Source organism: Nocardia sp. NPDC051787, from assembly GCF_040681325.1.
Classification (GTDB): domain Bacteria; phylum Actinomycetota; class Actinomycetes; order Mycobacteriales; family Mycobacteriaceae; genus Nocardia.
In genome coordinates, this window is sequence record NZ_JBFAYO010000006.1 from 35,571 (window position 1) to 43,678 (window position 8,108).

General features: G+C 67.2%; 8 protein-coding genes and 1 pseudogene. 3 read left to right on the forward strand and 6 right to left on the reverse strand.

Annotated elements, in window-relative coordinates; translation table 11 throughout:
• Positions 1–85: 85 nt before the first annotated feature.
• A complete protein-coding gene (locus tag AB0M45_RS08140) occupies positions 86–1,120 on the reverse strand; it encodes a CobW family GTP-binding protein (protein ID WP_364324205.1) in 1,035 nt (344 codons plus the stop codon).
• A 634-nt stretch (positions 1,121–1,754) separates the two neighbouring features.
• Positions 1,755–2,519: pseudogene (locus tag AB0M45_RS08145) on the reverse strand (N-acetylmuramoyl-L-alanine amidase); the annotation flags it as partial.
• A gap of 550 nt (positions 2,520–3,069) precedes the next feature.
• Here AB0M45_RS08145 and AB0M45_RS08150 point away from each other — a divergent pair.
• Positions 3,070–3,441 carry a hypothetical protein gene (locus AB0M45_RS08150; protein WP_364324207.1) on the forward strand — a complete coding sequence of 124 codons (372 nt, stop codon included), beginning with the start codon at positions 3,070–3,072 and terminating at the stop codon, positions 3,439–3,441.
• 4 nt (positions 3,442–3,445) lie between these two features.
• Here AB0M45_RS08150 and AB0M45_RS08155 read toward each other — a convergent pair whose 3' ends face one another.
• On the reverse strand, positions 3,446–4,318 hold the full coding sequence (locus AB0M45_RS08155; protein ID WP_364324209.1) for a cyclopropane mycolic acid synthase family methyltransferase: 873 nt from the start codon (positions 4,316–4,318) through the stop codon (positions 3,446–3,448).
• A 178-nt stretch (positions 4,319–4,496) separates the two neighbouring features.
• Between AB0M45_RS08155 and AB0M45_RS08160 the strand changes: the two genes are divergently transcribed.
• Positions 4,497–4,898, forward strand: a complete 402-nt coding sequence (locus AB0M45_RS08160; RefSeq protein WP_364324211.1) for a PaaI family thioesterase — start codon at positions 4,497–4,499, stop codon at positions 4,896–4,898.
• Here the strand turns inward: AB0M45_RS08160 and AB0M45_RS08165 are convergent.
• Together AB0M45_RS08165 and AB0M45_RS08170 are read right to left on the reverse strand one after the other, a co-directional pair.
• Complete coding sequence (locus AB0M45_RS08165) at positions 4,873–5,571, reverse strand: hypothetical protein (RefSeq protein WP_364324213.1); 699 nt, start codon at positions 5,569–5,571, stop codon at positions 4,873–4,875. The two genes, AB0M45_RS08160 and AB0M45_RS08165, sit on opposite strands and share 26 nt — an antisense overlap.
• A complete protein-coding gene (locus tag AB0M45_RS08170) occupies positions 5,535–5,975 on the reverse strand; it encodes a hypothetical protein (RefSeq protein WP_364324215.1) in 441 nt (146 codons plus the stop codon). The genes AB0M45_RS08165 and AB0M45_RS08170 overlap by 37 nt, the downstream gene beginning before the upstream one ends.
• A gap of 716 nt (positions 5,976–6,691) precedes the next feature.
• On the opposite strand from AB0M45_RS08170, the gene AB0M45_RS08175 reads away from it, so the two are divergent.
• The gene (locus tag AB0M45_RS08175) at positions 6,692–7,420 is read left to right on the forward strand and encodes a TetR/AcrR family transcriptional regulator (protein WP_364324217.1); all 729 of its coding nucleotides are present in this window, start codon (positions 6,692–6,694) and stop codon (positions 7,418–7,420) included.
• A 7-nt stretch (positions 7,421–7,427) separates the two neighbouring features.
• On the opposite strand, the gene AB0M45_RS08180 is transcribed toward AB0M45_RS08175, so the two are convergent.
• Positions 7,428–7,976: a nuclear transport factor 2 family protein gene (locus AB0M45_RS08180; RefSeq protein WP_364324219.1), complete on the reverse strand. Its 549-nt coding sequence runs from the start codon at positions 7,974–7,976 to the stop codon at positions 7,428–7,430.
• Positions 7,977–8,108: the final 132 nt, after the last annotated feature.

The following is an 8,108-nucleotide window of genomic DNA, read 5'->3' on the forward strand; positions in this document are numbered from 1 at the left end:
CCTCGATGGCGTAGCCGGCGGTGCGGCAAAACCGCTCGTTGCCACTACCGAATGCCCGGTCCCGGCGACATGTGGCGAGCTGCGCTCAGTGCGGTGTGTAGCGCCAGACGCCGAGCATGCTCTGCGGGTCGAGCGGGACCTCGGCGTCGTGCACGGTGTCCCGCAGCCGGGCCAGGGCTGCGTCGGTGTGCAGTCCAGCGCCGATGAGCACCAGCCGAGCACCACGGGGTTCGCCCCGCGACCAGCTGCCCGGTTCGAAGACGATGTGGCGGCCGACCATGTGCAGGACGAACTTCCTGCGTTCGCCGGCCACGCCGAACGCGGCGAAGCCCTTGGCCCGGAACAGCCCCGGCGGCGGGTCCTCCAGGAAGCCGATCAATTTGCGCGGATCCAGTTCGCGCCCACTGGTGAACGAGACGCTGGTGTAGTCGTCGTGCAGATGGCGGTGCCCGGAGTGGTCGTCGTGGTCGTGGTCGGCGAGCAGTTCGTCGAAGCTCAGTTGCTCGGCCACGCGAGGCGTTTCCCGCAGCGGTTCGTCGAACAGCAGGCCTGGATCGATCCGGCCGTGCGTCGTCCCGTACACCGGCGCGGGGGCGACCAGCGCGGCGACGTCCGCACGCAACCGGCTCAGTTGCTGCGGCGACACCCGGTCGGCCTTGTTCACCACCACCAGATCGGCCAGCCGCAGATGCGTGATCAGCTCGGGATGGCGTGCGCTGCTCTCCGGGAACTGCTCGGCGTCGACCACTTCGACCAAGCCGCCGTAGCGGATGCGCGGATTGTCGCTTCCGACGACCATCCGGATCAGATTGCGCGGCTCGGCCAGGCCGCTGGCCTCTACCACGATCACGTCGATCTCGGCGCGCGGCTGCGCGAGGCGGGTGAACAACGCGTCCAGCTCGGTGACGTCGACCGCGCAGCACACGCACCCGTTGCCCAGCGAGACCATGGCGTCGACCTGCCCCGCGACCAGCATGGAGTCGATGTTGATCGCGCCGAAGTCGTTGACCACCACGCCGATCCGGGTACCCCGATTGTTCCGCAGCAGGTGGTTGAGCAGCGTGGTCTTCCCGGAACCGAGAAACCCCGCGACGAGCACAACAGGAATCCGGTCAGCCATTCCGCTCACCCTACTGCGCAGCATGAGCGTGCGAAAAAGCCGGACGCCATCCTCGATCCGGCGAGGATGGCGTCCGGTGGGTTCGGTGTGCGGACTATTTCGCGGGGCCCAGCAGCATGCCCGCCAGGGTGTAGGCCAGGTCGATCAACTCCGTGCTGATGGCGTTGTCGTCCAAGCCGAGCGACTTCGCCAGCGGTAGCAGCAACTCCATGATCGAGCCCGGGGTCACGGTGAATCCGGGTACTTGTTGCGAATACGGTGTGCTCGGCGACTGAGCGGTGCCCGGCGTGTTCGGTGTCGCAGGTGTGCCTGGTGTGGACTGCGACTGCGGTGTGCCCGGGACCGTCTGGCTCTGCGGCATCCCCGGGACCGTCTGGCCCTGCGGCATCCCCGGGATCGTCTGCCCCTGCGGCGTGCCCGGGACCGTCTGACTCTGCGGCATCCCCGGGACCGTCTGACTCTGCGGCATCCCCGGGACCGTCTGCCCCTGCGGCGTGCCCGGGACCGTCTGCCCCTGCGGCGTGCCCGGGACCGTCTGCCCCTGCGGCGTGCCCGGGACCGTCTGCCCCTGCGGAGTGCTCTGCTCCCCCGCCGGACGGTCGGATGGCGTGCCCGGTTGCGGAATGGGCTGCACCGCCGACTGATCCGACGGCGCACCCGCCTGCGGTGTACCGAGCAGGTAGCCGACCAGCCCGGTGGTGAGGGCGATCGCGTGTTTCAGCTGGCCTTGCGCCGTCTCGAGCAGCGCGGCGTCCTCGGGATTGGCTCCGTTGCCCATCTCCAGGAAAACGAGCGGCACCGCGGTCAGCGCGGGCCCGGCGACATCCTTGCGGGTCTGCATGCCGTCCACCACGCCGCCGTAGTTCGCCGAGACGAAGCCTGCCTGCCGGTACGCGTCGCGCACCGCCTGCGTCGCGGCAAGTCCCGCTCCGGACTGGACCTCATTGACGACCGCGTTCGGAACCGGCAGTTCCGGGACGATCAGGTGGAAGCCGCGATACTCCGCGGGGGCGCTGTCGGCATGGATGCTCACGGCCACGGCGGCGCCGGACTGCGTCGCCGCGTTCGCCCGGTCATCGATGCAGCCACCCCAGCCCGTGTCGTCCGGGCGGCTCAGCACAACCCGCGCGCCCAGTCCCTCCAGCGCGGTTCGCACCATCTGGCTGACGTTCCAGTTGATGGTGTGTTCGGGAACGCCGTTGATCGTGCTCATGCCGGTTGTCTGGCAGTCCTTCGTACCGCCGCGGCCGTCGCTGACCGGTCTGGCAAGGTTTTCGGAGTGCTTCGACCCCTGGTGTCCCGGGTCGAGGAATACGGTTCTGCCTGCGAGTTTGTTCGCCATGTTCGGCGATGCCGGTGCAGCCTGCGCGGTGGCAGGGAGCAACCCGGACAACGTCATCGTTACCGCGGCCGTGACGGCGGTACAGATACCGGCCTTGATGATGCTTGGCTTCATAGTGCGGTCGGTGCCCCCGGGACGGGGCACCCCTCCCTTCCCACTTGTAACACCAAACCCATGATTCACTCTGGCAACGCCTGTCTCAGCAAGGCAAGGCGCGTTATCGAAGTGTTACAGCCTGCGCCGCGCATTGCCATCAGGCGCGCTGCGGCAGTTTGCGCAGAGATCGCAGAGCGTATATCACCCGGGTCGCCACAGCGCCGAACGGCACGCAGAATGCGTCGGAAATGCCCTGGTCGTCCGAGATAACGCCGGTCAGACACGCCCACTGCACGGCGGGCAGCAGCGCCAATAGCTGAATGCGACGACATATCGTGCGACTGGAGCGCGCAGCGTTGTTCGACAGCACCGGAATTCCGGATTCGGGCACACCACCGGGTCTGTTCTGGTAAGTGTGGCCGCGGAGATGTGGGGATCTCCCGGTTCCGCCGTGCGGGCGGGCGAACGACAGCCGCGACGCGGCGGTAGCACAGTCGAGGAGAACACCCTTATGCGTGCAAGCACGCTTCTACTCGCGGGGGCCGCGGCCTCCGCGGTCATCCTGCTGGCCGCGGGAACGGCGGCGGCCGAACCCGCGAACACCATGCCACAGGACGGCGTCTACCTGGTCGGCGTAGACATCCTCCCCGGCGTATGGGAGGCGCCGGGCACTTCCGACCCGGCCTTCGGTTGCGACTGGCGCAGGCTGTGGAAGGTCGAGGGGGACAACACGAACATGCAGAACATCATCGCCAACAACTTCACCCGGCTCAGTCCGGTCCGCGTGGAGATCAAGCCGACCGACGTCGCGTTCCGGACCGAGAACTGCGGGCCATGGCGGTTGCTGCCGCCGCGGCCGCATACCGGATCCTCCGGCGGCTGAGCGGCTACCGGGAGGCACCCTCCTTCACCAGCGTGAACTGCATGACGTCGATATGCCCGCTGCGGAAATTCGCCGCGCAGCCGGTGAGGTACTTCAGGTAGCGCTCGTAGACTTCTTCGGAAGCGATCGCGATCGCTTCGGCACGGTGCTCGCGCAGCGCCTGTGCCCAGCAGTCGAGGGTGCGCGCGTAGTGCGGTCGCAGCTCCTGGATCTTCTCGGTGCCCAGGCCGGCGCGACCGGCGAGCCGAGTCACCTCGGCGGGTTGCGGCAGCTGGCCGCCCGGGAAGATCTCCCGCTTGATGAAGAGGTGGAAGAGCGCATGCTCCCTGGTCACGGGAATTTTCATGCGCCGGAGGTCGTCGAGGGTGTGGCCGACGATGGTGTGCAGGAGCATTCGCCCGCCCGGCGGCAGCATCCGATGACAGCGTTCGAAGAATGTCGCGTAGCGCTCCCGCCGGAAGTGCTCGAACGCGCCGATACTGACGATGCGGTCGACGTTCTCGTCGTATTCTTCCCAGCCCTGCAACCGGACCTCGGCGCCCGCGAGGCGCTTCCGGTCGATCGTGGCCCGGACATGGTCGTACTGGTTGCGGCTGAGCGTCAGGCCGACGACCCTGGCGCCGTACTCGGTGGCGGCGCGCACCATCGTCGCGCCCCAGCCGCAACCGATATCGAGCAGCGTCATTCCCGGTTGCAGGTCGAGCTTCCCCAGCGCGAGATCGATCTTGGCGCGCTGCGCTTGTTCGAGCGTCATGTCGGGGCGCTCGAAATAGGCGCAGCTGTAGGTCATCGTGGGGTCGAGGAACAGCGCGTAGAATTCGTCCGAGACGTCGTAGTGCGTTTGCACTTGCCGATAGAACGGCCGGAGGTCGGTCATCGCGTTTCTCCTGTTCAACGGGTTCATGTCCTGATACCCGCGCACACGGCGAAGCGTTTCGCCCCGGGCGGACCGATATCGAACCGATGCCGAGATCTCCCTTGCGCAACGCCCGCGCCGGATCTGCTTACCTGCGGCGTAATCGACGCCACGCGCGGCGTCGGGCAGGATCGCGCTCATGATCGACGAGACGGGCACCGCGCTGTTCCACCGGACCATGCCGTTCACCGAACGGCTCGGCATCGAGGTCCTCGCACACGGACCCGAGCTGGTACGCAGCCGATTGGCCTGGGACGAGTCGCTGTGCACCCTCGGTGGCGTGCTGCACGGTGGAGCGCTGATGTCGCTTGCCGACGCGACCGGCGCGGTGTGCGCGTTCCTGAACCTGCCCGAAGGCAAGCAGGGCACCACAACGGTCGAGTCGAAGACGAACTTCCTCCGCGCCGTCCGCTCCGGCTACGCCACGGCAATCGCGATTCCGCTGCACGCCGGACGTTCGTTCATCGTGGTCGAAACGGCGATCCGGGATGACGCGGACAAGCTGGTCGCAAAGATCACCCAGACCCAAGCAGTGCTCTAGGGGCCCACGAGGCCGCAGCACTCACCCCGCGGTGGCGCGGGCGGTCGGCCACACCCGGGCGAGAGCGAGCAGTTGCCGCAGTCCGGCGTCGAAATCCTTCGCGGGCACCGGCAACCAGGCCGGGGGCGATCCGACCGGCGCGGACCCCGACTTCCGCGCGGGCCGCCTGTGCCACCTGGCGTGCGTAGTCGGTCAGCGGACAGCCCGACCCCGCCGACCCGGCGGTGGCCGGAGCGGTTATCCGCATCAGCCGGGACGTCGCGTCGGCGCGGTCCTCCGGGCCGGGACGCAGGACGACCTCGGGAACCGCCGTGGTGAGATCCGGCCACAACAGCCGCAACCTGCGGCAGGTTCGCCCGGCACGGTCTAGCTCCGCCGCGTCGAGCTGCACCTTCACCAGCGGAATGGCAATGAACATCGCGTCGAGTACGAGGCACGCGGTGACCGACGCTTCCACCCTGGTCAGATGCGCTCCCCCGCCTTGCCGACCGGTGACCGCCTGCACCAGCGCCAGCGCCAGATCGGTACCGAAGAGGGTTGCTGCCCACGCCATTCCGCCGCAGACCGGTTTCCCCTCCACGCCGATCCCACCGGACCGCAACTCCCGCACGCACATCCGGGCCAGCAGCGAAGTGTTCACGAGCAGGGGCAGGCCGAACGCGGTCCACACCACGATGTCCCCCGGCTCACGCTCAGGTCGACCAGTCGTCCTTCGTGGCGCGCCGACGTGCCCGCCAGCAGGATGGTCGCGGCGCATCCGGCGGCGACCACACCACAGACGCGGTGCCTGCGCCAGACAGCGACAGGGTCCGCGTCGAATGCCCAGACACGGACGATCCCCTGCAGGCACATCGACGACATCACCGTGCAGCCGAGCGCCAGCTGATGGGCCAGGCTCGCGACACCGGGCGCCATGGCGCAGCGGTACCGCAGCAAGCTCAGCAAACCCCACAGGAACAGCCGGTTGATCAGCTGATCTACGACGGTGTCGCGCATGAGCACCGACCGGCCCGCGAGGACGGCGGCGACGAGGCCGATCGCAGGCCATGCGATGACTCCCGGAATAGGTGACAACATCGATAGTGCTCCCACCCACGAAACTGTCCCCCGTGGACGATACCGTTGCCGGGTGTTTGTGACCGCCCCCCTGGAGAACCGGCAGCAGCCGGTCACCGAGGCGCGTCATCGCCTGCCCTGGCGTTTCGCCGTCCCGGATCCGGACCACGCACGGATCCGCGAGGCGGCCCGCCGCACACCAACTGGTCCGAGGTCGATCTTGACAGGTACGCGATCCACTACCCCACCCACCGAGCGCATGCCCGCTTTGTCCTATTTGCGACAGGAGTTGCCGCTTACTGAGTGGAGGCGGAGGCCGATTGTCACCGTGAACAGGACTATGCCGTCTCGACCGTCGGATATCACAGCGCGGCCCTGGAGAACGAATTCGAAAAGGACGCAAAACATTTGGCATAACGACTGTGGGTGTTACTCTCTATCACATAGAGTCTCAGTGACGACACTCACCTCCGACACGCACCTCCCGGCGGGTGCGCCCGCTCTTCGTAGCCCGCGACCGCGGCCTCACCTCACGCTCTGCCCGCCAATTCGTGCGGCAAGGACGGAGATATCTGTGCGCGATGAACCACGATCAGCTTCCCGGACCGAGCGAATCGATGGGGCATCGATCGGAACCGAAGTCGTTCCCCTGGTACTGCTTCGGCGACGTGGCAGGGTGCACACCACCCTAACGGGCCTATGCGTCACGGCTTGACCGTGTTTGGGGAACGGAAGCGATGAGCAAGCAAACTGCCGGAATGACCGAACTAGCCGCGCGTCCGCCCGCCGCACCGGAAGCGATGAACACCGCACTGCGCGATCGCCTGATCGACGCGACCGTGGAGGTCGTGTCCACCGAGGGCCTGCACGCCCTGACCGTCCGCCGTGTGTCGCGCATGTGCGGAGTCTCCACGATGGCGGTGTACTCCAACTTCGGTGGCATGCCCGGCCTGATCCGCGCCGCGGGTTCGGCCGGCTTCGCGCAACTGGGCAAGCGCATGAGCGAGGCGGGCGTGACCGACGAGCCGATCGCCGATCTGCTGGCGCTGGGCCTGGTCTTCCGCGACGAGGCGCGGCGCAGGCCGGAGCTGTTCCAGCTGATGTTCGGCACCGGAACGCGCATCGATATGAAGATCAACCGTGGGAATGTGCTGGTGGCCGGGCACGACTCGGAGTTCGAGCACTACCAGGAAACGTTCGACCACGTGGTCGGGGCGGTGCGGCGGGCGCAGGACGCGGGACTGATCGATACTCCCGACGTCCGTTCGGCGGCCGCACAGTTGTGGATGGGCCTGTTCGGCTTCATCCAACTGGAGATGGCGGGGCACCTCGGCGACGACGGCCTCCTCGAGGTGCTGGTGCCCGCCATCGTGAATCTGCTCGTCGGCATGGGCGCCGAACTGGACACCGTCGGCACCGCGGTCATCGTGGCGATGGAGCGGTTCACCGCCGCGCCCGGCGACTGATACCGGCTCAGAACGGAAGCCGGGACCTGACCCGCTGGGCGCGCGCCATCGCGCGTTCGGCGGCACTGCCGCGCGGCGGCATCAGGCCCAGTTGCAGCAGCATCTCCTGTAGATCCCAGGAGGCATGGCTGCGCCAGATCAGCCCGGAGCGGAACTGCCAGAGATCGATCACCAGCAGGTCGAACTTCTTGCCGGTGGCGGCGAACCCGGGTGGGTCGATCAGACCGAGATGCGTACCGGTCATCCGCCACGGCACGATGGCGAGCCGGTTGTCCGCGGCCAGCACGGGTGGAAAGGGATTGGCATAGGCCACGTCCGGAAACGAGCGCACCGTGTCGGCGACGAACTTCTCGACTCCCGCGCGACCGTGCGCGGTCTCGGACATCGACGGATCGTGCCAGATGGTGTCCTCGGTGACGCATTTCGCGACCGCCGCCGGGTCCGCGCCGTTCCAACCCGCGATGTACTTTTCGGTGAATTCGGTCAGCCATGCCACGCTTTCGATGGGCTCAGCTTCCGCATCGATTCGGAACTGTCCGGTGTTGTACGGATCCACGGCGTATCGCCTTTCACCCCGAGTGCGTAATCGACGAGCCATGGTAGCCGTTCCCACGGCCTCTCCGCACCTTCGGTGCGAATAACGATGTAATTCGACGGGATTCGGCACACGATAACCCTGTAATAACAG